This window comes from Providencia sp., from assembly GCF_003533305.1.
GTDB lineage: Bacteria > Pseudomonadota > Gammaproteobacteria > Enterobacterales > Enterobacteriaceae > Providencia.
Map to the genome: position 1 here is coordinate 50,718 of NZ_DOEH01000026.1, position 23,275 is coordinate 73,992.

The 23,275-nt window shown below is 39.1% G+C and carries 19 protein-coding genes; 7 read left to right on the plus strand and 12 right to left on the minus strand.

Annotated features, from left to right (window positions below; all coding sequences use genetic code 11):
* Positions 1-123: 123 nt before the first annotated feature.
* Genes DD649_RS17110 through DD649_RS17120 form a run of 3 tightly spaced genes read left to right on the plus strand, consistent with a single transcriptional unit; the run spans position 124 to position 4,521 of the window.
* Positions 124-1,233, plus strand: a complete 1,110-nt coding sequence (locus tag DD649_RS17110) for an efflux RND transporter periplasmic adaptor subunit (protein ID WP_294109851.1) — start codon at positions 124-126, stop codon at positions 1,231-1,233.
* 10 nt (positions 1,234-1,243) lie between these two features.
* Positions 1,244-4,345: a MexW/MexI family multidrug efflux RND transporter permease subunit gene (locus DD649_RS17115; protein WP_294109795.1), complete on the plus strand. Its 3,102-nt coding sequence runs from the start codon at positions 1,244-1,246 to the stop codon at positions 4,343-4,345.
* Positions 4,345-4,521, plus strand: a complete 177-nt coding sequence (locus DD649_RS17120; RefSeq protein ID WP_294109797.1) for a hypothetical protein — start codon at positions 4,345-4,347, stop codon at positions 4,519-4,521. Before DD649_RS17115 ends, DD649_RS17120 begins: the two co-directional genes overlap by 1 nt.
* A 62-nt stretch (positions 4,522-4,583) precedes the next feature.
* On the opposite strand, the gene arnT is transcribed toward DD649_RS17120, so the two are convergent.
* The 7 genes from arnT to DD649_RS17155 form a co-directional block, all read right to left on the minus strand.
* Positions 4,584-6,230, minus strand: a complete 1,647-nt coding sequence (gene arnT, locus DD649_RS17125; protein WP_336430994.1) for a lipid IV(A) 4-amino-4-deoxy-L-arabinosyltransferase — start codon at positions 6,228-6,230, stop codon at positions 4,584-4,586.
* Between the two features lie 465 nt (positions 6,231-6,695).
* Positions 6,696-7,970 carry a bifunctional O-acetylhomoserine aminocarboxypropyltransferase/cysteine synthase gene (locus tag DD649_RS17130; protein ID WP_294109801.1) on the minus strand — a complete coding sequence of 425 codons (1,275 nt, stop codon included), beginning with the start codon at positions 7,968-7,970 and terminating at the stop codon, positions 6,696-6,698.
* A gap of 318 nt (positions 7,971-8,288) precedes the next feature.
* Entirely contained in the window at positions 8,289-9,548 is a 1,260-nt protein-coding gene (locus tag DD649_RS17135; protein WP_294109803.1) for an aromatic amino acid transport family protein, read from the minus strand.
* A gap of 336 nt (positions 9,549-9,884) precedes the next feature.
* Positions 9,885-11,243 (minus strand): anaerobic C4-dicarboxylate transporter DcuC, encoded by a 1,359-nt coding sequence (dcuC, locus tag DD649_RS17140; protein ID WP_294109806.1) that lies wholly within the window; start codon positions 11,241-11,243, stop codon positions 9,885-9,887.
* A gap of 211 nt (positions 11,244-11,454) precedes the next feature.
* Positions 11,455-12,858: a carbohydrate porin gene (locus tag DD649_RS17145; RefSeq protein ID WP_294109808.1), complete on the minus strand. Its 1,404-nt coding sequence runs from the start codon at positions 12,856-12,858 to the stop codon at positions 11,455-11,457.
* A gap of 253 nt (positions 12,859-13,111) precedes the next feature.
* Positions 13,112-13,570: a regulatory protein RecX gene (locus DD649_RS17150; RefSeq protein WP_294109810.1), complete on the minus strand. Its 459-nt coding sequence runs from the start codon at positions 13,568-13,570 to the stop codon at positions 13,112-13,114.
* A 69-nt stretch (positions 13,571-13,639) separates the two neighbouring features.
* Positions 13,640-15,097 (minus strand): DUF4026 domain-containing protein, encoded by a 1,458-nt coding sequence (locus DD649_RS17155; protein WP_294109812.1) that lies wholly within the window; start codon positions 15,095-15,097, stop codon positions 13,640-13,642.
* A 258-nt stretch (positions 15,098-15,355) separates the two neighbouring features.
* Here DD649_RS17155 and DD649_RS17160 point away from each other — a divergent pair, with 258 nt between their 5' ends.
* The 4 genes from DD649_RS17160 to DD649_RS17175 all read left to right on the plus strand — a co-directional run bounded on the left by DD649_RS17160 (position 15,356) and on the right by DD649_RS17175 (position 19,074).
* The gene (locus tag DD649_RS17160; RefSeq protein ID WP_294109814.1) at positions 15,356-15,538 is read left to right on the plus strand and encodes a hypothetical protein; all 183 of its coding nucleotides are present in this window, start codon (positions 15,356-15,358) and stop codon (positions 15,536-15,538) included.
* Between the two features lie 253 nt (positions 15,539-15,791).
* On the plus strand, positions 15,792-16,784 hold the full coding sequence (locus tag DD649_RS17165; RefSeq protein WP_294109816.1) for a hypothetical protein: 993 nt from the start codon (positions 15,792-15,794) through the stop codon (positions 16,782-16,784).
* Positions 16,784-17,929 (plus strand): BamA/TamA family outer membrane protein, encoded by a 1,146-nt coding sequence (locus DD649_RS17170; protein WP_294109818.1) that lies wholly within the window; start codon positions 16,784-16,786, stop codon positions 17,927-17,929. Before DD649_RS17165 ends, DD649_RS17170 begins: the two co-directional genes overlap by 1 nt.
* A complete protein-coding gene (locus DD649_RS17175) occupies positions 17,929-19,074 on the plus strand; it encodes a DUF4056 domain-containing protein (protein ID WP_294109820.1) in 1,146 nt (381 codons plus the stop codon). The genes DD649_RS17170 and DD649_RS17175 overlap by 1 nt, the downstream gene beginning before the upstream one ends.
* Positions 19,075-19,150: 76 nt before the next feature.
* On the opposite strand, the gene DD649_RS17180 is transcribed toward DD649_RS17175, so the two are convergent.
* From DD649_RS17180 to DD649_RS17200, 5 genes are all read right to left on the minus strand, one after another.
* Complete coding sequence (locus tag DD649_RS17180) at positions 19,151-20,152, minus strand: Gfo/Idh/MocA family oxidoreductase (protein WP_336430995.1); 1,002 nt, start codon at positions 20,150-20,152, stop codon at positions 19,151-19,153.
* Positions 20,149-20,466: an antibiotic biosynthesis monooxygenase gene (locus DD649_RS17185; protein ID WP_336430996.1), complete on the minus strand. Its 318-nt coding sequence runs from the start codon at positions 20,464-20,466 to the stop codon at positions 20,149-20,151. Before DD649_RS17185 ends, DD649_RS17180 begins: the two co-directional genes overlap by 4 nt.
* Positions 20,467-20,568: 102 nt before the next feature.
* On the minus strand, positions 20,569-21,777 hold the full coding sequence (locus tag DD649_RS17190; RefSeq protein WP_294109825.1) for an adenosylhomocysteinase: 1,209 nt from the start codon (positions 21,775-21,777) through the stop codon (positions 20,569-20,571).
* 50 nt (positions 21,778-21,827) lie between these two features.
* Positions 21,828-23,087: an MFS transporter gene (locus DD649_RS17195; protein WP_294109826.1), complete on the minus strand. Its 1,260-nt coding sequence runs from the start codon at positions 23,085-23,087 to the stop codon at positions 21,828-21,830.
* The gene (locus DD649_RS17200) at positions 23,088-23,222 is read right to left on the minus strand and encodes a hypothetical protein (protein WP_294109828.1); all 135 of its coding nucleotides are present in this window, start codon (positions 23,220-23,222) and stop codon (positions 23,088-23,090) included. It lies immediately after the preceding gene.
* Positions 23,223-23,275: the final 53 nt, after the last annotated feature.

Genomic DNA, 23,275 nt, shown 5'->3' on the forward strand with positions numbered 1-23,275 from the left:
GGCAATCGAACATGTGCACTTATGGGTGAGTTAATAGTGGTGGCTATTACTGAACATTTTCGGCGTCTGTATTTCACGCAAACTGCGTAAAAGTAGTAGGAAACTAGAATGACTAAAAAAAATATGAATAAAAAAACAATAATAACCTTCTGTGTAATATTACTCACAATAGGTAGTGGCGCAGCCATCTATTCGACTTATGCACAACATGATGAAAATAAACAAACCGCTTATCAATATCCTTCTGTCAAAGTAGCCTTAGCACCCGTCACTTTAGCGAGTGCCCCTCGTACATTTTATGGCGTAGGCGAATTAGAAGCTGGCAACCAAGTTTTTGTTGCCGCGGAAACTCAAGGTCGTATTACTAAAATCTATTTTGAATCTGGTCAGCAAGTTAAAAAAGGCCAACTTTTAGTTCAACTCAATGATGCCGTCGAACAAGCTGATTTGACTCGCTATCAAGCACAAATGCGCAATGCAACACGCTTGTATGATAGAACACGCTCACTAGCAACTCAGCACTTAGTAGCAGAGGCTCAAGTTGATAGTACCCGAGCAGAACGAGATATCGCCCAAGGACTTATTTTACAAACCCATGCCTTGATCGCCCAAAAAGCTATTCACGCCCCTTTTGATGGCGTCATTGGTATTCGTCAAGTGCATGATGGACAATATTTAAGCCCTGGGGAAGCCATTGCTAGCCTCGTTGATACTCAAACATTAAAGCTCAATTTTTCATTAGACGAACAAGCTTCACCTGAACTACACCAAGGACAACTTGTTGATATTTCTGTCGATGCTTACCCCGGAAAAGTCTTTCCCGCTCGCATTACCGCTATTGACCCACTCATTGGCAAATCACGGACTATCGCCCTACAAGCCACATTAAATAATAGCGATGGCACATTAAAATCTGGCATGTATGCCAATGTTAATGTTGTTCGCCAAGTGAGTAATGAAGTGCTGACGATCCCTGAAACAGCAGTAACGTATACCGCTTACGGTGACACTGTTTTTATTACAAAGGGGAGTGGTAATGCCATGACTGCAAAACGAATTTCAGTCAAAACCGGTCAACGCTGGAATGGAAAAATCGAGATAGAACAAGGTTTAAAAGCAAATGATCAAGTCGTCACTTCAGGGCAATTACGTCTAAATGATGGTTCGCCAATCACGCCTATAGCGCAAGATACATTATCTCAACCGATGATAGATACGGCTCAAGGTTCATAAGGAAGACGCTATGAAATTTACTGATATTTTTGTTCGTCGACCTGTTTTAGCACTCGTGGTCAGTGCATTAATTGTTTTACTCGGGTTATTTGCATTAAGTAAATTACCTATTCGCCAATATCCACAGTTAGAAAGTGCCACTGTTACCATTACAACTCAATATCCTGGTGCTTCAGCAAAACTTATGCAGGGATTTGTCACTCAACCTATTGCTCAAGCGGTCTCTTCTGTTGAAGGCATTGATTATTTATCTTCTTCATCAGTACAAGGAAGCAGCCTTGTTACTGTACGTATGGCGCTAAACCGTGATTCAACACAAGCGCTTACTCAAGTCATGGCGAAAGTGAACCAGGTCCGTTATAAATTACCAAAAGAAGCCTATGACCCTGTAATTGAACTCTCCTCAGGAGAATCAACTGCTGTGGCCTACATTGGTTTTTCCAGTACCAATTTATCCATTCCAGCCTTAACAGATTACATTTCTCGCGTCGTCGAGCCAATGTATTCCTCTATTGAAGGCGTTGCTAAAGTACAAGTTTTTGGTGGGCAACAACTCGCAATGCGTTTGTGGTTAGATGCCGATAAACTTGCTGGCCGAGGACTTTCTGCCGCTGATGTTGCTGAGGCGGTACGCAAAAACAACTACCAAGCCGCTCCCGGTAAAGTAAAAGGCGAATACGTGCTTTCTAACGTTTACGTTAATACGGATTTAACTAACGTTAACGAATTTCGCGATCTCGTCATACGCAATGATGGCAATGGTCTGGTACGTTTAAAAGATGTTGGCACGATTGAACTCGGTGCATCTTCAACCGAAACCAGTGGTTTGATGAATGGTGAACCCGCGATTTACTTAGGATTATTTGCCACCCCAACAGGAAACCCCCTTGTCATTGTTGATGGTATGAATAAATTAATGCCTGATATCATCAAAACATTACCACCCGAAGTGAAAATTGAGATGGCATTCGAAACATCTCGCTTTATCAAGGCCTCCATAAGCCAAGTGGTCAATACCTTAATTGAAGCATTACTTATTGTTATTGTAGTCATTTATCTATGTCTGGGTTCAATTCGCAGTGTCATTATTCCTATTTTAGCAATTCCCTTGTCCATGCTCGGTGCCGCAGCTCTAATGATGGCTTTCGGCTTTAGTATCAATTTGTTAACGCTACTTGCGATGGTTCTAGCCATTGGGCTAGTTGTGGATGACGCTATTGTAGTGGTCGAAAATGTACATCGCCATATTGAAGAAGGGAAATCACCTGTACTTGCGGCATTGATAGGTGCCCGAGAGGTCTCAGGGCCGGTAATTGCCATGACAATTACATTAGCGGCGGTCTATGCGCCCATTGGCTTGATGTCGGGTTTAACAGGCGCTTTATTTAAAGAGTTTGCACTGACTTTAGCCGGTGCCGTCATCGTTTCCGGTATCGTGGCATTAACGCTTTCCCCCGTCATGAGCTCATTTATGTTGAATTCACAGCAAAATGAAGGCCGAATGGCACGAATAGCAGAAAAATTCTTTGCTACGCTTGCTCGCTATTACACTGTTGTACTTAATTTTTCCCTCAATAATCGTTGGATAACGGGTATTCTGGCGATTGCTGTCGTAATCAGTTTGCCATTACTTTATCAATCAGCCCCTCGCGAACTTGCGCCCGTTGAAGACCAATCCAGTGTACTCACTGCAATTAAATCACCGCAACATGCCAATCTTGAATATGTTGAACGCTTCTCTCACAAATTACATGATGTTTTCATCCAATTACCCGAGACCGAAAGCACTTGGATCATTAATGGTACCGATGGCCCATCGTCAAGTTTTGGGGGCACAAATTTGTCGTCATGGGAAAAGCGTGAACGCCCAGCATCCGCAATTCAGTCCGATTTACAGGGTATGGTAGGGGATGTTGAAGGAAGCAGTATTTTTGTCTTTCAATTACCGGCCTTACCTGGCTCCACAGGGGGATTACCGATTCAAATGGTATTAAGGAGCCCGCAAGACTATCCAGTGTTATATAAGACAATGGAGGAGATTAAACAACAAGCTCGGAAAAGTGGCCTATTTATGGTGGTCGATAGTGACCTTGACTACAACAATCCAGTAGTTGAGATCCGTATTAATCGAGCCAAAGCAAATAGCCTAGGCATTAGCATGCAAAATATTGATGAATCACTCAACTTATTAGTTGGTGAAAACTATATTAACCGCTTTGGTATGGATGGCCGTTCTTATGATGTTATTCCACAGAGTATTCGCAGCCAACGCCTAACACCGGAAGCACTATCACGCCACTATGTAAAAGCTCAAAATGACACCATGATCCCGCTTTCAACGGTTGTGGATATCAATACACAAGTTGAACCCAATAAACTTACTCAGTTTAATCAACAAAACGCAGCCATTTTCCAAGCAATTCCTGCACCAGGCGTTACTCTAGGGGAAGCTGTTAGCTACCTTGATACTATCGCAAATGAATTACCCGCAGGATTTAGCCACGACTGGCAATCCGATTCGCGCCAATATAAACAAGAAGGAAACACCCTCGCCTTTGCCTTTATGGCGGCGCTTCTTATCATTTATTTAGTTTTAGCAGCACAATATGAAAGCTTAGTCGACCCACTGATTATTTTGATTACCGTCCCACTGTCCATTTGTGGCGCCTTGATCCCACTCGCTTTGGGTTATGCCACCTTGAATATTTATACTCAAATAGGATTGGTCACTCTAATAGGACTTATTAGTAAACACGGCATTTTGATGGTGGAATTTGCCAATGAATTACAAGCCCATGAAGGGTTAGACCGACGCCAAGCTATCTTAAAAGCAGCACAAATTAGGTTACGCCCTATCTTAATGACCACTGCGGCAATGGTTATCGGTTTAGTGCCTTTACTGTTTGCAACTGGTGCCGGAGCCAATAGCCGCTTTGGATTAGGCCTCGTTATTGTAACCGGGATGTTAGTGGGTACTTTGTTCACGCTATTTGTTTTACCAACCATTTATTCACTACTTGCCCGTAATCACAGTACAACCGCACTGACACCAAGGCGTTATGAGCTTGCAGAAGCCAATCGTCTGATTAAACACACTGAGGAGATATCTTAATGAGAAGTTCTTTAACAAGTCATCAAAGGGATAACCGCATCATCAATGAAATCGACGTCAATGAGATGAGTAATAGTATGGCAATGCTATTTATTTATCATGGTCCTGCTGCGCCAACAAAGAATAAACAACTTGCAGACAGAAATGAAAATAGCATACAAAAAATAGTTCGCTAGTCTAACTACGTCGATGTAGTTAGGTTAGAAACCGCATAATAATTTATTATGCGGTTTTCTATTTAAAGCCCTTCGTAGAAAGCAAAAACCAGTTTACCTTCTTTGATAAGAATTGGATTGCCGGGTAATGCATCAAGTATCGTATCTTGAGAGCTATCAACCACGACAGCAACATCACGATAATGATTGTCTTCCAATAACTTAGTCAGTTGATCTAAGCGATAAAAACGATTTACCGCATCAGGATACTTCAATCCATAACCTAACTCACCCGTTTGATGAAGCATCGTAATATCACTACGTTTTAATACCCATGCTAATGACGTCCCAAGTCCCACATTGTTTGTCAACAGAACAGCTCTTTTCGACAGCTTGTCTTGGTACTTAGCAATCACATTTTGCGGAGTATTGTTACTTTCAATATACTTTGGAATAACATGACCAACACTCAAGCTCAGCACCAAAGTGCACGCGGCGGCGAGATACCAAAACTTTGGTTTAAACGACACCAAAGCCACAAGCGTCCAAAATATAAATGCACCTGCGGCTAACCATAGCTTATTGCTTTCATCTATTTGATAAACATTAATTTTAGGGAAATATGGTGAAGCAATAATGGCAATAGTGGCTATCAGGCCAAATACGATATTGATACAGGCATTAAGACGCACAGTACCCACTTTTTTCTGCCAAAAAGCACTATCAATATAAGCTGCCATTAAAATAGCAATAGGTGCAATGCAGGGTAAAATATAGGTAAGTAACTTTCCTTTTGTAATACTGAAAAAGAGGAAAGGTATGACTAGCCAGAGCAGAAAATACAGATGAATGCCTTTTTGGCGCCATGCATGAGCAATGGAAGCAAATAAGTATCCTAACCAAGGAATAACAGCGGCTAATAAGATAGGGATGTAAAACCAGATTGGCGATTTATTTTGAGCGTCGTTAGACATGAAACGCTGTACATGTTCAACCCAGAAAAAATAATGCCAATAATCAGGCTCACGGCTCGCGATAACAAAAGCCCAAGGTAAGCAGATTAGAAAAGCCGTAAATATAGCGACAAATGAAAAGAAAAATATTTCTTTAAACTGTTTAAAATAAATAGCCGCAACCGAACATACCAATGTAGGTAATACTAAAACTAAAAAACCTTTGGTTAATACCCCTAAGCCACACGCAATACCAATAAAAATAAAGGCGATAAGTTTATGAGAAAAGTACTTTGTGGTTAATCCCCATTGAAAAAAGAAGATAATCATCGTAATAAATGCTGTTACGATGGGGTCTAGGATATTATAAGTGCCAATGGTGAATACCATTAACATAGAGAGATAAATAAAAACGGCATTAAAAGCGATATTTTCTTTTTTCCAAGCCATTTTTGCACTGAGGTAGACAAAAAAACCACTTAATAATGTACTAAATACCGCACCTAGCCGTACTGAGACATTATTTTCACCAAACAACATTTGAAATACGGCACCAACCCAATAACCAAAAATAGGTTTTTCAAAGTAACGTATATCAAGCAGTTCCGGTACACTCCAATTATAACTACGGATCAATTCACGACTTATTTCTGCGTAACGTAGTTCGTCTGGCTGCCAAAGCAACCGGCCATTAAGTGGGATAAAATAAGTTACTAGTACAAATCCAAATAACAGACACCATTTTAAATAGGCAATTTTATTATTTGCCATAATCATCTCATCTCAACCATTCTTTTTATGAATATCTAATAATTAGGGACGCTTTAACACAAGATTAATGCTCATGATCTTCCAATCATTTCCATTATCGTTGGCTTTACTAAACCCCATATAAACAAATCAACAATTTATTTTTAGTAATCTTGCTGTGTATAAACAATCAATAAATGAAAACAACATTTACTTCGATAAGATGAAGATAAGAATCAACATATCAGACTCAACCTAAAAAAAATAGTTCAGCGCTCCTGCTGCTATTTTCACTCAATTCATATAAATGCTCATTTCTATGTCATATGAATATCATATTAGTTGTCATACATAGTCAAAATAAGCGTTAAACACCTAAGCCCCATATAATAGTGCCCATAAAAAACTGCTATTGATAATAAAAATCATCTAATAGCAGTTGTTTAATTGATGGTTTAAAATGAAAAACCAACTAAATTTTGAGCTTAATCTTTATTTAGCAGCATCTAACGCTTGTGCTAAATCGGCTAAAATATCATCAATATGCTCAATACCAATCGATAAACGAATCATATCCCGCGAAACACCCGCTTGTGCTAACTCGGCATCATTCAACTGACGATGCGTAGTTGACGCTGGATGACAAGCCAAAGACTTGGCATCACCTATATTAACCAAACGCACAATTAATTTTAGTGCATCAATGAAACGCCCACCAGCCTCTTGTCCACCTTTAATACCAAATGACAAAATACCCGCTGGTTTACCATCCATATATTTTTGCGCCAATGCATGTTCAGGGTTACTCGCGAGGCCTGCATATTTAACCCATTCAACTTGTGAATGTTTATCTAAATAATTCGCTACTTTTAATGCATTTTCAGTATGGCGATCCATTCTTAACCCAAGTGTTTCAAGCCCTTGAAGAATTAAAAATGAATTGAATGGTGAAAGTGCAGCGCCAGTTCCACGTAACGGTGCAACGCGACAACGGGCAATAAAAGCCGCTGCGCCAAAATGTTCGGTATAACTTACGCCGTGGTAAGCAACATCAGGTTCAATTAATAGAGAAAATCTATCTGGATATTGTGCCCATGGGAATTTACCCGAATCAACAACCATTCCGCCAAGAGAAGAGCCGTGCCCACCAATATATTTAGTTAATGAATGAACTACAATATCCGCACCATATTCAAACGGGCGACATAAATAAGGCGTTGCGACGGTATTATCAACAATTAAAGGAACACCATGACGATGAGCAACTTCGGCTAGTGCCTCAATATCAACGATAAAACCGGCAGGATTAGAGATTGTTTCACAAAATACTGCTCTAGTTTTATCATCAATCAGCGCTTCAAGCGCAGCTAAATCATCATGCTCAGCAAAATGTGTTTTAATCCCTAAACGAGGTAACGCATGGGCGAGTAAGTTATAGGTTCCACCGTATAACTTAGCAACGGAAACAATATTATCCCCTGCTTGTGCAACTGTTTGAATCGCATAAGTAATCGCAGCCATTCCTGATGCAACAGCAAGCCCCGCAATCCCACCTTCTAAAGCAGCGACGCGCTGTTCCAATACATCATTAGTTGGATTCATAATACGAGTGTATATATTCCCCGCCACTTTCAAATCAAATAGATCAGCGCCATGCTGTGTATCATCAAAGGCATAGGACGTAGTTTGATAAATTGGCACTGCAACAGATTTCGTTGTTGGGTCTGGAGAATAGCCTGCGTGAATCGATAATGTTTCTAATTTCATTTTTTATCCTTGTTATAGCGCACCAAAACGGTACTACTCACTACAAGCCGATTTAACTAAGCTATAAGGCGACCATTATTTGTTACTGACTGTTATACCAATCGATATTACCTAAGCGTAATTTTCAAACAACTATCTTCACTTGAAATTATTTCATCTAACCTGCTTCTCTCAGTTATACATCTAGATGGCTACTTTGAATACCAATAGCACTATTTATTTCTCGGATTATTTCTTATATGTCATAACTTATAGATATAAAAAAACCTCACACAGCCAAATAGGCGATATGAGGTTGATACAGAAAAACAAAAGCGATTACAAGAATGCACCATAAATAACGGAAGTTATTGATGCTAAACCACAAAGCAATGTAAATACTTGAGCCAACTTAGATGTGCTGAACTTTTTCATCGCAGGGACAATACGCATTGCAACCACTGGCAGGATGAATAGGATAGCCGCAATCATTGGCGCCCCCATAGTTTCAATCATCCCTAAAATACTTGGATTACGAATAGTGACTATCCACGTTGTCAGAACAATAAATAGCATAGAGGCTATTTCAATTTTCTTCACTGAGAACGATGAGCGAGATTTAATTAAGCCAACTAAGCCTTCATGCGCACCGAGAAAATGACCAAAATAGCTCGAAACAATGGCAGCAAATGCAATAATAGGCCCTAAATAAGAAATAATAGGTGATGGATTGATATTCGCAATATGGGATAACACGCTGATATTTTCTCTCTTCGCAATCTCTAATTCAGCAGGATTAAGCGATAAAACAACAGAGAAAACAAAAAACATCACAAAACCAGTTAACATGATAGCCGCACCACCGGTGATCATATCCGTTTTAATGATAGCTTTATCACCAAATTGTTGACGTTGGTCTTTAGTAAATTGGCTAATAATTGGGCTATGGTTAAATGAAAATACAATTAATGGAATGGCCATCCAAACAACTGTTGGTAATGCCGCCCAATCAGGCGCAACATCTAACATTGACGTATTCCATTCTGGGATCAAATACAGTGATAATGCTAATAAAATGAAGACTAAAGGATAAACCATTAGAGATGTCAATTTCAGCATCAAATCTCTACCGAAAACAACCCCAGCAGTCATTGCAAAAATCAGCACACCAGATAATAACCAACGTGGAATCGGTGCCCAACCAATCTGATTAACGAGGAAAGAATCTACCGTATTGGTAATACCAACCCCATAAATTAAGACAATCGGGTAAATCGCGAAAAAATATGCGAACGTAATAATATTTGCGCCAACTTTACCGAAATGTTCTTCAACAGTATCGGTAATATCTGCATTTGGATTTTTAGCTGATAATACAAAACGTGCTAACCCTTTATGAGCCAACCAAATCATGGGAGTTGCCAGTAATGCCAAGATAACTAGCGGCCAGAAACCACCCGCACCAGCCTTAATTGGTAAAAAAAGTACGCCTGCCCCCACAGCAGTACCAAATAAAGATAAAACCCAAGTGAAATCCTTATAGGTCCATTTACTGACTGACGTCTCTGCAATACTTAGTGGTTTTTCTATTGTGCTCATAAAGTAATTTTCATCATTAACATTGTTGTAAAAAGATGAGCGGATTCTGCATTAAACCAAGAGCACTACCTAGCTTAATTTAAAATTTTGTTGCACTTTTTGGCACAGATCTCATAAATGATGTTAATTAAATGATATTTGTCGAGGTAAGCAGAGAAAAATTCATCATTCGTTTAAAAAAACCCTACTAAAATAGGGATAAAACGTATTAATAAGGTTTATTCGCTTTTTAATTTCAACGTTAATAATTAAAAACAACTAATTAATAGTTAAAAAAATGGCTAGGATTTAAATTAACCCTAACCATTTATATCTGTATTAATATTTAATTAAATATTAAAGATAAATCGGCACCAAGATCTCTGTCGCGATGACCACAACGACCAACCCAACAAGTACGGGAACCGACGTTCTTTTCACCACTTCAAATGGCGAAATCTTCGCCATCCCCGATACGGCAACCACCACACCAGAAACTGGAGACAACGTCCGTCCCAAATTAGAAGCTTGTAGCATTGGAATAACCAAATAGGCAGGATTCACACCCATTTGCTTGGCAAGATGCGGAATCAACTCAACGAATGCATAGAAAGGTGCATTACCTGAACCTGTGGTCATTGCCGCTAACATTGTAATAATTACCAAGGCAATCATCATGATAATAGCGCCTGAGCCGAAAGATTGTGCAAGGTCAATTAGCCCTTTAATAAAGCCAATCGTACTAAGACCTTGAGCAAATACACCAGCGGCCACTAACAGCATGACAACGGTGGCAAATGCATCTGCCATTCCCTTGTAGCAAACCTCTAAACCACCATAAACGTGCTTGGCACTGAAACTACGAATAAACTCAATCACTGCGGCTAAAATAATACAGCCAACAATAATCGTCACTATGTGTAGTTCAGGCGCCCATTTACCATCAAAGACCAATACACCAATAATTGGCGTGAATGGCAAGATTGCATAAAATGCCGGTGCATGAGTTTTGATTTCATTCACATCAAGCATTTCAGTTTTAACATTTTCTTTTCTATCAAGATAACGCTGCCAGAAAAAGTGTGCGATAGACATCGCCACAATTGCCGCGATTGAAATAGGTAATGTCGTTTTGAAGGCGAAATCAATCAACGGCATTTCAGCGGCTTTCGCAGCTAAAATAACATCACCCGAAGTTGGTGCTAAAATAATCGCAGCCGGAGATGCACAAATTGCAGCTGCGGCACCTCGACTAATCCCCACATTGACCATCACAGGGAATAATGTCGCCATCAACAACACCCCAAGACCTGTTGCGGATGAAACTGCCAGTGACATTAAGCAAGCGATAATATATGCCGCAACCATCAAGATATAAGGCGAGTTGATCATTTTTAGTGGTTTTGATGCAATTTTAACCACCACATCATTAGCACCTATGTGAGTCATATAAGTTGCAAACCCACACAACACCATGATCATCATGCCAAGGTCGCCACCTCGGCTCATTAATAGGAATTTAATGTATTCCAAAATATCTGTTACGCGCCACCCCGTCGCTTTCACAGATTCAGGTAATACACTTTTTCCCATCATCGCAGTAATGATCAGAAGTAAAATACCTCCGGTCATTAGCACACCCGTTGCTGAATAGCCTTTTATAATGTAGCGGCCAACTCCAATAGCGACGATAACGCCGATTAAGAGCTCAATCATTTGTTTCTCCTGCCCTGTCTCATTTTGTAATTATAGAAAAATACTCTGCCGAATAATTAAGCTAAATTCACTGATATTAATCATAACAGCAGATGGTTTTAATATATAAATAAGACAAAGTACAAGAAAAAAAATAATAATTCTTTTTTTGAAGACAAAACGAGGTTCATTTCCCTAACAATAAGTACTCGCTAGGGAAACAATAATTATCTTAGAAAAAATATTTGAAGCGGGCACGAGCACCATAACGGTCGTTATCGTGACTATTAATCATATTATGGGTATCAGTATTAATTCTAGAATAATACGCCCCCAAGTAAATTTTATAGTTATCTAAGTCCAATATTTGGGGTAATTCATAAGAAGCATAGATAGTGTGGATATCGTATTTACCCGGTGTTGAGTTTAATACAGAGTTTGGATCAGACGATATCTTATCTGAGTTAAAATCTTTAATATCATTATGTGCAAAGATATAGCCGAGCTGAGCACGACGCCATAAACCAAAACCGCCTATCGATAAATCTTTTTCAGAAGTTGCATCTAAATAAGCAGTGCTCAATGTCAGTTGAAGTCCATTATCAGGATCTTGTGCTAACGTATTCCAGCCTACCGTCATGCCGTAACCATTACGTTTTGACATGTCTTGCCATTTACCCTCTACCGTATCGCCATAAGCATTATTGATAACTTGAGATTCCATTGCGACTGCAACTTTAAAATCATTAGGCTGCCATGCAATCACAGGCCTCAAATAAATCACATTTTTTTTATTATCCAATTGATAGCCATGATACGTTTTGCCATCAAACAAAGAAGTGCCATCTTCAACTAACGCATTAATTTCAAAATACCAATCATCCAACGATTTAGATAATTGAACACTGCCACCATCCCCTGAACGACCACGGCCTTCTTTCATCATATAAATATAACCAAAACCGTCACCATAAAGATCATTCGCCGTATTACCAGAATATTGAATAAAGGTATCTTGACCTAATGAAAACATATCATAAGCTTCATAGCGCCCTAATTTAGCTTCCCAACTATTTTGTTGCCCAAAATAAAATGCCGCATCATCTAAATTCATTTTCCCCGTCATATCTGCCAGCGGCTGTACTGAAAAACCCGCATAGTTACCGTTATCTTTCATATGTTTGCCATCAAGCCCAATTAAGATACGTCCATTAATATCCCAATTATCACTTTTATTAGGCTCATTACCTTTACCAAGCGCTGTACGAACCGACGTAATCTGCCCTTTGCGACTCGCAGCATCCATATTAAATTCAACATCACCATAAAGTTTCAATTCACCAAAATCGTTGTTGTATTGCACTCCTGGGGCTGATTTTTGCGTTTTTTTAGGTACAGTTTCTGCCGGTAATGCAGATTGGCTAGCTTGAGGTACAACGTTCTGAGTCATCATGATGTGCTCAAGCTCTTGCGCTTTACGTTCTGCTGTAGCTGCACGCTGTTCTGCTTGTTCAGCTCTTTTTTCAAGTGCTTGTAATCTTTCTTCAATACGACTGAGATCTGTTTCTGCTTGGCTATTGATAGGAAGAACTGCAACCAAAGCCACTGCAATGGCGGACAAATAAAACTTCTTCATATTGATACCTATTTGAATTAACCCGATAAGCTAAAATTGCAGCTCAACTGACATTGTTTTTATATAAAACAAAAATATTGTTTAGATTATGAACATGAGTATACAATCAAATTACTGTTAACGTTAACAGTAATGATGAAAATAAGAGTTTTCGTATCATTATTTGATGTAACTCAATTGAAGATAATGACCAACAACCGTTAACGAGAAAGGATAAAAAGAAAGAAAAAAGACCAATTACTAATAAAATGGCTTAATTTTTGAATTGTTCATAAATCATGTCACCAAAGAAACCTCTGGACTGTAAATACCTAACTTGTTTACTTTTTTCTTTAAAATCAGAAGGCAAATCATCGCCAAATTTCTTAGTTCGTACTTCAATGGCTTTTTCGAACCAATCGACCTCGACATTTTCAAGATGGGTCTCAATTAATGCTTCAATGAATCCTTTTTGCCGCAGTTCTTGCTTAATGCGCAATGGTCCATAGCCCTTGCGCACATAACTCTGCATCAACAAAGAAACAACACGATCATCATCAAGAAAGTGTTGTTCATCCAGCTTGGCAAGTACTCTTTCAATTAAGAGTTCATCAATAATTCTATCGTTTTTTTCGTACATACGGCGCTTCATACGGGCGAATAGTTCAGCCCTTCCGTAATCACGACGAGAAAGTAAGAAAAGGGCATATTGATAAAGCTCAAGGTCATTCATATTGTTATCTTATTGTCGTTAATTTTATGGGCACATTGATTTTTCAACGTAACCTGTGCCCAACCAAGATTAATGAACTTGAGCACCACTGAGTAATTTATAGATTGTATCAGGTGTATAACTACCATCTTGAAAATAAATAGTCCAATCCGTAATATCATCTCGTGTTAACGGATAAACTTCCCCTTCTTGCATGTGCTGTACATAGAACGGATGGTTAATTAAACGCCCTTCAAATTGCTCACCATTCCATGATATCGGTTCAAACCACATATGTTCATGACCATCATAGTCTTCTTCTTCATCATGATAACCAATACCGCATTTTACTAAGAAACGCCAATCTGAATCCGCTTGTTCTTCCGATTTCCCCATAAATTTAGCAAAAAAACCTTTTTTCTGCACAACCGGCTTTGGCCCATAATTGTCTAACATATGCGTGAAATATTCCCAGCGTAATTTGGCCTTGCGGGACATATCAGCGGTTTCTTCATCAGTTCGCATAAACATCATGGCATTTTGATCTTCAAACCCTTGAAAAAAGCTTTCAAGGGTCGGATTTTCTTGAGTGACACGAAATAACATCACGGAGGGATGCTGGTGAGATTCATCACGATCATGCCAATCCCCCATAAAACGTGCTGAATTTGTATCACCAAACTCAAAATTCATCTCTTCAAGCGGTTTTAAATCATCAACTAATGTCGATTGCCCTACATGCAACAAACCGTCTTCAAACGGTACCGCAACCAAATACTCATGACCAGTTTGTGTTTGCCCAATAAAAATAGGTTCATTAAATACAATCTTGCTCTGAGTAATACTGTTATTCACAAAACTCCAAAATAATTCGGGAATACCATAATAAGAAGCAATCGGATGTGGAATAATAATTTCAGCTTCAGAAAGACCGCAACGGGCTAAACCATGCGTATGGAACCAATACATGGTTGGTGCTCGCTCCTCTTCCGTTTGCTCCTGATTTTCATCTTGGTCGTAAATGGCATGAACCACATATAAAGAGTCCACACTCGGCATCAAATCATCCACTAATTGGAAGTTTAGCCATTCCCGTGTAAATACTTTACCTGCCGCAGAAAGATCTAAACCCAATAACAAATCAGGTACGAGTATTTGAATAATTTTTAATTGTTGAAGATAGCTAACAAGCGGTTGCTCTTGGAACATGCATTCAATGATAACCGCTTGCGGTGCAGAGCTAGCCTCTGCATATAACTCAGGGCTAATTGGATCGGTAGCAAAATACGGGTTAATTGAATATTCCGGATCGCTATCAACAAGAGAAATATAAAAACGTAACTCTTGTTCATCTTTTTTACATGAGAAAAAGAAACCGCCATCTTCTGGGATATAATCAACCTCACCTTCAGTAAAATACGTTTGTTGCTCTAAACGTTTCTCAAGTAATGAAGATGTCAGTTCAGATCCAGGGATCGCCACCATCATAGATGCTTCTTTTTCGCCTTTCCCTGCCGCAATATCAAGGTATTGTTGTTTATTGTTCATTATTTTGACCCATTATTTATTTACTTGAGGATATCAGCTTAAATTCATTAAGAATATTGTGATTATTCTTAACAATTTTATATTGTGATTTAATACTTTGCATTTCGTCTAAGCTAATGAATTATCATTATTCGACAATAATTTATTCTACTTTTCATCCCGTATTCACTAAGGCACAATAGTGCTCTATTGATTATCGGTTCAATGATATTTAGTCGATAAAATAATTCAATTGCATCAAAATATAGGTTATGAAATATGTCTAATTTAACTCACGAACAAAAAGAATACGTTGATGACCTTGCTATGCAACGCGTATTTGACATGAATAACGATGATGTACTCATCAATGCATTAGAGCAAAAAGTCCACCAGATGGAAGAGCACTTAAAAACCTATTTCCATGAACGTGTTCATTTTCATCAACAGAATAAGAAATAGCGTTTAATTTCATCGCTTATGCTAATTATTGTGCCGATTATAATGAATAACGGCACAAACCTTAAACTTAGCCGCAATATTATTAACCTTAATTAACTATCAACCCTCGTTACATTCACTAATAAGTGAATATAAAATAGCATCATGAGCCATCATAAAAGCCAAATACTATGTTAATATTCTACGAAGAAGAATGAGCTTTGTAGCTTATTCCATTTCTCTCTTCTTTATTTTTCGTATATTGAGTTCACTTATGACACGCATATCATTCAGCGCTGCGCTGATCCTTTCATCTTGTATTTCTATTCCTGCCAGTTTTGCTGATAACGATCGTCCTTTATTTTCCATGACCATGAGTGAGTCTGGTGCGCCGAAAAGTAATAATGAAGGGGGTATTACTCGTTCTTCTGCTACAGAGTCACGAGTACTGCCTATTTGGGGAGACGAAGCGCGCGCCCGAGGCTATGATTTACCTGAACCATTTGGGGCAAGTTATGGTTATATGAATATGCGCCAAGATATTGTGGTGGATAAAATTGGTTTTAGCTCTGATAAACCATTAGGACAAGCCCTACTGTCTAAAATCTCTGTCGAGACAGGCCATACTCGCGAAAAAAATGAATCTCATATGCTGAAATTAGACACGTGGGTATTTCCTTTTATGAATATGTATGGTGTTTACGGAAAAACTAAAGGTACATCTAAAACAAATATTACTGGTATTTATCTTGCAGGAAGCCCCGATCCTATGTGGGAAAACCTACCCTTTGTCTTAGACTTTGAAGGTAAAACCTATGGAGGTGGTGTCACCTTTGCTGGTGGCTATAACCAATTTTTTGGGACTTTAGATTTCAATTATACAAGAACAAGTCTTGATATTCTTGATGGTGAAATTTCTGCGTTTGTTATCACCCCTCGTGTTGGTTATGAATTTATTTTTGAACCATTAATTAGTGGGCAAGGAAATACCAAAGTTCAAATTTGGACTGGTGCTATGTATCAAGATATCACTCAACGTTTTAAAGGTGATGTCAGTAAATTATCATTACCAGAAGAACTTGATTTCTTTATGAAAGACCCATCATTTATTGGTAATGTGAAATTCGATGTTGAACAGCACCTTGCCCATAAATGGAATAATACCGTAGGTGCTCGAGTCGAGCTTACTCGTAACTTTAATGTACTCACTGAAATTGGTTTCAATAACCGAAATAGCTTCTTTATTTCAGGAGAGTTCCGTTTTTAATGCTAAAACTGAATGTTCTTCAAAGGCTGACATTGCTCAGCCTTTTTATTATGCCAATATCTCAGGCACAAATTTTACCTGAACGCCAACAAATTGATGGCTGGCTCAATGAGCTTGGTGGTAAAAATAGCTTTGATGAAAGTAAAACTGTTGATTGGGGAATATTACCGGGACCTTTCTATACCCCTGAAATGGGACTGGGAGTCGGTACGGCTATAGTTGGACTGTACCGTATTGATAAAGAAGATAAAATCACACAGCCCTCTTCGATTGGCTTAAGTGGTTTTGCTTCTTCAACAGGGGCTTTTGGTATTAATTTTACCAACTATAATTTTATTGATAACGACCAGTGGCGATTATTTATTTCAGGGACATTAAACAATGTACCCACTTATTATTGGGGCAAAGGTTACGCCGCAGGGAAAAATGATAATAATAAAGAAAAGTATCATTCCCAAGAATTCAAAATTACCCCAAGAGCATTATACAAACTCACTGATGCAACTTATTTTGGATTAGGTTGGCATTTTTCATCAATGAACGCCAGTGACCCAGATGCAGGAGCACGAAAATACTTTTCACAAACCATTGGTGGACGCTCAGTAGTCAATTCAGGTATGAGTACTTATTTTAGCTATGATAGCCGTGACTTCTTACCTAATGCACACCAAGGCCAAGCCTTTGAAGTAATCTACACCTATTTTGCACCTAGTTTTGGCAGTGATACGCGCTTTCAAACCACTCAACTCCAATATGCTTATTACCATGAAATAACTGACAAGACCGTTTTTGCTATCGATAATTATGCCCGTTTTACAACGGGTAACGTTCCTTGGGATCAACTGTCTCTGCTCGGTAATGGCAACCGGATGCGCGGTTATTATGAAGGACGTTACCGTGATAATAATATTTTCACCAGCCAAATTGAGTTAAGACATAAGCTCGATTGGCGACACGGTGTCGCCGGCTGGCTTGGCACTGGTACCATGAGTGACTCCCCCTCTTCATTAAGTGAAGGGCACTGGCTACCTACGGTTGGCGTTGGTTATCGCTTTGAATTTAAACCGAGAATGAATGTACGCCTTGATTTTGGTATTGGTCGAAATAGCACCGGGGTTTATTTTCAGGTGGGTGAGGCATTCTAATGTATAAATCTATTATTATCTTATGCATGACGGTATTTTTAGCGGCTTGCCAAAATACCCAAAAACAGAACTTATCAATTATTGCCCCTGTTTTAACGAGCGATAGCCAAGAAGAAGCCTTGCAAAGTTGGCCTGTCGTTAATGAATTAGAGCCGCCACAAGGTTTGAGAGCTTGCTGTGCATTTGGTTATGACTTACAGGCACAGCTTTGGGGAGTTCCTGTTCCTTTTTATACCATCGACAATATCGTTGAGGTCGATAAACTCGGCGAACATCATTATAATGATAGCTTTGTGGGCGCAGCTGCTGCGTTGATGGGAGTCAGTCATGAAAAAGTCGGATTATTATACACAGATAAAGGCAGTTTTATTGATGTCTCCCATGTCCGAGACACCGCCGATTATACATTCTATTTATTTAGCCAAATTTATCCACGTCTTGGCCAAGAATGGTCGCTAACACTCAGTAATGAGCTGACAAGCAGACAAATTCATTTTAGCGCATTTCATGCGCCACAATCCGCCAAGCAACGCTATACCCTCAGCGCTTATTTAGCCGCAAAACTTGCATTCCAACTTGCCGCATGGCATGAAATAGCCCAATGGTATGGTTACCAATCTGTGCCAGGTTTCTCTGAAGGTATTTCGGCATTTTCCCCTGAAGATTTGTATTCGAACTTATTGGGGGCAAGACTTTCGATGACATTGATTTTACAAGGTCGAGCACAATCATTACCTATGTACGCTCAATCCATCACGCAAATACTCCCTGTAGCATTACATCAACTCGGTGATAAAAAGAAGCAAGATTCCCGTAAAATGTTTGATAAAGTTGATGGTATTTGGTGGAACAGTTACCAACGCGTTCCAGAAAAGTTTCTTGTGTTAACCAGAGACTATGAAACTAAAGATAATCGATTGCCTTTATTTCCAACTCAAATGATCCCCTCGGAAGGTTTGCGATTAAGCCTGCCAGATAGCTACCTTGGTTATTCACTTACACAATTAGCTGAATTACGCTTATTGCCAACAACAAATATGGGACAGCTTCCCACATCGACACATTATTGGACAGTTTCTGACTTTTCACTACTGGCTGAAGCGGCCAAAGCGCAAGATGCACAACAACAAATTTTGCGCCCTTAATGATATAATCTATGCCGTGAACCTTATTAATTCACAGCATAGATATCAAATTTAAATCATTCGTCTATATTGCTAACTAATGGCAAAAATTATCACTAAAATTAAGCGCCTGACTTTCCCATTCCGTTAACAGTTGCATAATCTCTAATGAATCTTGTAAACCCACCGCTGGACGCTTTGCTTCGAGCTGTTTTTGCATTAACGCATTTCCAACCGCTTGGACTTGATAATAAAAAGCATCACCTTCAGCTGAAATTTCAATCCGTTGAGCAGGTTGTTCATAAGGCATAACAGTTATCACATTTCCTTGAACCTCTGGTAACCAAGGGTTACTTTCAATGCGCAAGGTTCCTGCGCTACCTTGAATACTAAAATCCCAAAACATGCCATAATCTTCTACACAATGTAGATGTGCCACAGCAAGCCCAGGCCAAGTTAACAGCGCTGAAGTTTCTACGATATTAGTATCTGCACCTCGTCTACCGTTTGCCGCTATTTGATAGCGATTTGCCATTTCACCATAACTAAGCTGCATGACTAAGTGAATTAAAGATGCGGGATAACAACCAAGGTTATAAATCGCACCTCGACTGTCTGGATTAACAAATTTTACAATATCAGCACCATAACGTGCAGTAATTGAGCGAACTTCACCCACAACACCACTTTTCAATTGAGCGACTAACTCAGTAATCAACGGATGGTGCAAATACATCAATCCTTCAAGAAAGAAAACCTTATGCTCTTTTATTGCTGCTAATGCAATTTGTGTTTTCTCCATATCAACAGAGAGTGATTTTTCACACAAAATAGCTTTTCCTGCACGAGCGGCCTGAAGAATATATTCATGATGTACATGATTAGGTAAAGCGATATAAATCACATCGACTTCTGGGTCAGCAATTATTTGTGCATAATCATTAAACACATGTTTTGTTGGATACTGCTGACAAAAAGCAGCCAGATTGGCACTTGAACGCCCTGCAACACCATAAACTTGATGCCCCGGTACACCGGCAATTGCATCTGCCATCACCCCAGAAATGAAACTTGTTCCCAAAATACCCCAATTAATCATCGAGTAGGCTCCTTGGGCTCATCATCAGATAACGTAGTTTCAAATGCACGGATCAGTTTAACCCAACCGGCTTGGATAAAGGCCTGCGTATGAGGTAAGGTAAAATGTTGCTGATGAGCAGCAAGGCTGTCATAGCGCTCCCATAGAATAAACCGACTAGGATCAGCATTGTCCTGCCATGCATATGCCAATGAGCAGCCAGGTTCCTGACGCATCGCTAAGCAAAATGCATCTATTGCCACCTTTGCTTCTTCAACTGACCATGGTGAATTGACATAAACCTCAGCGGTAACAAAATGCCCCATCTCTTCCATACACACTCTCTTATGAGCTGATTTAAATTTGCACACACTGTTGCATTAACTTTCGTTGAATGACCTATAAAAAACATCTTCTACGAGCTAGTTAAAATACAATTAATGATTTATCCAGTTGTCACATGCCAATTCAGCCACTGCCATTTCAATATCATAAGGTACCGGCTGAGGTATTTTAGCTAATGACTGACTCGCTAAAGCGATACGCTCCAGACTCAAGGTTTGTAACGCTAATCCTAAGTCCATCACTTCGATTGGATTACCATTTCCGGCAGACAAATTAACTAAATTTGCATCCGACATCAGGTACAGTTGTTTTTTATTTTTCAATTGATATAGATTGATTTTCGGTATGATTTCTTCTTTATATTCGGCAAGTTCATTTAATGCTTCAACATCAACTTCTCGTTGAAAATGGCCTGCATTAGCAATAATAACTTTGTCTTTCATTAAGAGAAAATCTTTAGCTGTTAACACGTTATCACGACCCACGACACTCACAACAAAATCTGCATCAGGAATAGCATCACTCAACTGTGCGGTATAAAAACCTTCCAAGTGAGCCTCAAGACGTGTTAACGGGTTAGTTTCAACAACAGTAACATGTGCCCCCATTCCTCTGAATCGTTGAGCAACACCGGAGCCACAATAACCATAGCCAATCACAACCACTTTTTTACCGTGGATCATGACATTAGTCGCGTGAGCAATACTTTCAACCACTGATGAGCCCACACCATAACGGTTTTCAATGATCCGCTTAGCTTGAGTATCATTAATAACTAGCGTCGGCCAAAGATTTGCAGAGAAATCTTCGCGCAGACGATTCGCTCCTGTCGTGGTTTCTTCGGTTGCCCCTAATATTTTAGTCTGTAAATGGCTAAACTCAGGGTCAGTGAGGATCAATTCATGTAAATCAGCCCCATTATCAGCAATGATATCGGGCCCTACGCGTAAAATTTCTTTGCAATAATTAATATGGTCAGCGAAATCTTCTGCTCGTTGTGAAAAAACCTGAGCACCGTAATATTCGACTAATGCAGCCGCTGTTTCATCTTGCGTTGAACCCGGAGAGCCTGTTATTGCAATTTTAGCGCCGCCTTTAGTTAGCGCTTCAATCCACACACCCGTTTTAGCTTCGACATGTAGACAAATACTGATAGTCAGGCCTTTAAACGGTTGCTCTTTTTCAAGGCGGATCATTAAGCTTTGCATAATTGGCATATGTGCTTTCGCCCAATTAATACGCTTCATTCCTTGCGGCGCTAGACTTAAATCTTTAATACGGTACTCAGTTTCGTTCAACATCTCTTCCACCTATTATATTGTTGCGTTTTCACAACTAACCACATCTATTTCTAGTGGTTAACAGTTTCACCTTGTGAATCTGACGGTTTTCTAAGCAACATGTAAATTGAATAAAGAATGGTGAATGAGCCGGTATAACAGGCAAAAACAATCCAGAACATGTGCCAGTCAACAACGCCATTAACCGTATTTAAATCAAGCACCCAACCACTTAACATCGCACCAAGGTAAGTACCAAAACCATTCACAAAGGTCGTAAATATCCCTTGGGCAGTTGAGCGATATTGCAATGGAATTTCTTTATCTAAGAAAAGAGAACCTGAAATATTAAAGAAATCGAACGCACAGCCATAAACAATCATTGATAACAGAAGTACGAAAGTACCAATGGTTGAGAAATCACCATAAGCAAATAGACCAAAACGTAAAATCCACGCCAACATACTGAATAATAAGATGGTCTCTATTTTGATTTTCTTAAGTAAGAAAGGAAGTACTAAAATAAAACAGACTTCTGAAAATTGAGAAATAGACAAGAAGATCGTTGGAAAACTTGCAAATAATGAACCTTCAGCCTCTGGATTTTTTGCCAGATCTTGCAAGAAAGGCACACCCAGTGTGTTAGTGATTTGCAAAACCGAACCCAACAACATCGCAAAAAAGAGGAATACAACAACATTATGTTTTTGAAAAACGAATAAAATGTTTTTCATATTAAAGTTAGACGTCGCGATAGCTTCTTTCTCAGATTTATCAACAGGTTTAGCCGCTGGCAAGGTGAGCGAGAAAATGGCGAGCACAACAGAAGCACCCGAAGCGATAAATAGCTGATAATGGCTCGTTTCAAGTCTTAATAGGCTTATCGTCCACATTGCAGCAATGAAGCCGACAGTACCGAATACACGAATTTTAGGAAAATATTTATTTGATTCTAATTTTTGCTGTTCTAGTAACTCAAATAGGATGCTATTACACATCGATATACTTGGCATATAAAACATTAAATTCAATAATAAAACTAAAAATAGCATGGTTACACTGGTGCTATACGCCACTAAAATTAAGGTAACGGCTGAAAGCAAATGCAGGGTAATAAATACCAGTTTTCGATTATTAATTTTATCTGCAACCATACCAATCACTACAGGTGCAAAAAGTGAAGCGAGACCCAATGAACTAAAAACTAATCCAATATCACTCCCTTTAAACTGCAACGTATTAAATAGATACGATGCCAAGGTCACGAGCCAAGACCCCCAAATAAAATACTGTAAAAACGACACAACTTTTAATCTAAATATTGTACTCATTTAATCACCCGTTAGCTGTAGGATGCCATTTATGTCACCGCTATTATCGGCCAAACTATAAATTACTGACCAAACTATAGTACCGACCATCGCATCATACATATGATTATTATTCCCTAATGTGAGGTAATTCACAGTAAGTCATACGTATTACTTATTTAATTGGCTTAAATAAATTTACTTTACTC

Coding starts and splice junctions, on each gene's coding strand:
- dcuC (WP_294109806.1), bottom strand. CDS start 11,243: ATGATTGAGCTCTTAATCGGCGTTATCGTCGCTATTGGAGTTGGCCGC.
- DD649_RS17120 (WP_294109797.1), top strand. CDS start 4,345: ATGAGAAGTTCTTTAACAAGTCATCAAAGGGATAACCGCATCATCAAT.
- DD649_RS17135 (WP_294109803.1), bottom strand. CDS start 9,548: ATGAGCACAATAGAAAAACCACTAAGTATTGCAGAGACGTCAGTCAGT.
- DD649_RS17155 (WP_294109812.1), bottom strand. CDS start 15,097: ATGAACAATAAACAACAATACCTTGATATTGCGGCAGGGAAAGGCGAA.
- DD649_RS17195 (WP_294109826.1), bottom strand. CDS start 23,087: ATGAGTACAATATTTAGATTAAAAGTTGTGTCGTTTTTACAGTATTTT.
- DD649_RS17165 (WP_294109816.1), top strand. CDS start 15,792: ATGACACGCATATCATTCAGCGCTGCGCTGATCCTTTCATCTTGTATT.
- DD649_RS17180 (WP_336430995.1), bottom strand. CDS start 20,152: ATGATTAATTGGGGTATTTTGGGAACAAGTTTCATTTCTGGGGTGATG.
- DD649_RS17145 (WP_294109808.1), bottom strand. CDS start 12,858: ATGAAGAAGTTTTATTTGTCCGCCATTGCAGTGGCTTTGGTTGCAGTT.
- arnT (WP_336430994.1), bottom strand. CDS start 6,230: ATGATTATGGCAAATAATAAAATTGCCTATTTAAAATGGTGTCTGTTA.
- DD649_RS17110 (WP_294109851.1), top strand. CDS start 124: ATGAATAAAAAAACAATAATAACCTTCTGTGTAATATTACTCACAATA.
- DD649_RS17190 (WP_294109825.1), bottom strand. CDS start 21,777: ATGTTGAACGAAACTGAGTACCGTATTAAAGATTTAAGTCTAGCGCCG.
- DD649_RS17160 (WP_294109814.1), top strand. CDS start 15,356: ATGTCTAATTTAACTCACGAACAAAAAGAATACGTTGATGACCTTGCT.
- DD649_RS17175 (WP_294109820.1), top strand. CDS start 17,929: ATGTATAAATCTATTATTATCTTATGCATGACGGTATTTTTAGCGGCT.
- DD649_RS17130 (WP_294109801.1), bottom strand. CDS start 7,970: ATGAAATTAGAAACATTATCGATTCACGCAGGCTATTCTCCAGACCCA.
- DD649_RS17185 (WP_336430996.1), bottom strand. CDS start 20,466: ATGGAAGAGATGGGGCATTTTGTTACCGCTGAGGTTTATGTCAATTCA.
- DD649_RS17115 (WP_294109795.1), top strand. CDS start 1,244: ATGAAATTTACTGATATTTTTGTTCGTCGACCTGTTTTAGCACTCGTG.
- DD649_RS17170 (WP_294109818.1), top strand. CDS start 16,784: ATGCTAAAACTGAATGTTCTTCAAAGGCTGACATTGCTCAGCCTTTTT.
- DD649_RS17150 (WP_294109810.1), bottom strand. CDS start 13,570: ATGAATGACCTTGAGCTTTATCAATATGCCCTTTTCTTACTTTCTCGT.